This window comes from Pseudoxanthomonas sp. GW2, from assembly GCF_000283075.1.
In the GTDB taxonomy this organism is placed as follows: domain Bacteria; phylum Pseudomonadota; class Gammaproteobacteria; order Xanthomonadales; family Xanthomonadaceae; genus Pseudoxanthomonas.
The window spans coordinates 1-516 of record NZ_ALIP01000070.1 but is presented as its reverse complement, the minus strand read 5'-3'; the positions used below and the strand labels follow the sequence as shown (position 1 = coordinate 516).

The window sequence follows — 516 nt, the reverse complement described above, 5'->3', positions numbered from 1 at the left end:
CCGCCTGCGCCACCGGCTTCGGCGAATGGCCGATGTACCTGCGCACCCGCAGCGTGCTGCCGCTGGCCGGCGGCCGGCCGCGGCCGCTGGCGGCGTTCGCCGGGTTGCGCGTGCACGCGGTCGCCGGGATCGGCAACCCCGAACGCTTCTTCGATACCCTGCGCGCGGCCGGGATCGGCGTGGTCCCGCATGCCTTCGCCGACCACCACGCCTACCAGCCGGCGGACCTGGAGTTCGGCAACGACCTGCCGGTGCTGATGACCGAGAAGGACGCGGTGAAGTGCGCCGCCTTCGCCGACGAGCGCTGCCACGCGGTGCCGGTGGACGCCGAACTGCCGGCCGCGTTCTGGGTGGCGCTGCTGGACCGCCTGGGCTCGCCGCCGCGCGAAGGCTGAAGGCCGCATCCGGCCGCCGCGGCGGCCGTCCTGGACAGATCGCACGACCGGAGAACGTCATGTCGCAACTGGATTTCGTGGTCGCCGTGCCGGCCCGCTACGCCGCCAGCCGCCTGCCGGG

1 protein-coding gene is annotated in these 516 nt (G+C 74.4%); it reads left to right on the top strand.

Features of this window, described 5'->3' with window-relative positions:
• A partial coding sequence (locus B351_RS0104850; protein WP_019397923.1) for a tetraacyldisaccharide 4'-kinase occupies nt 1-395 on the top strand: 395 nt, incomplete at its 5' end.
• Nucleotides 396-516 lie beyond the last annotated feature (121 nt).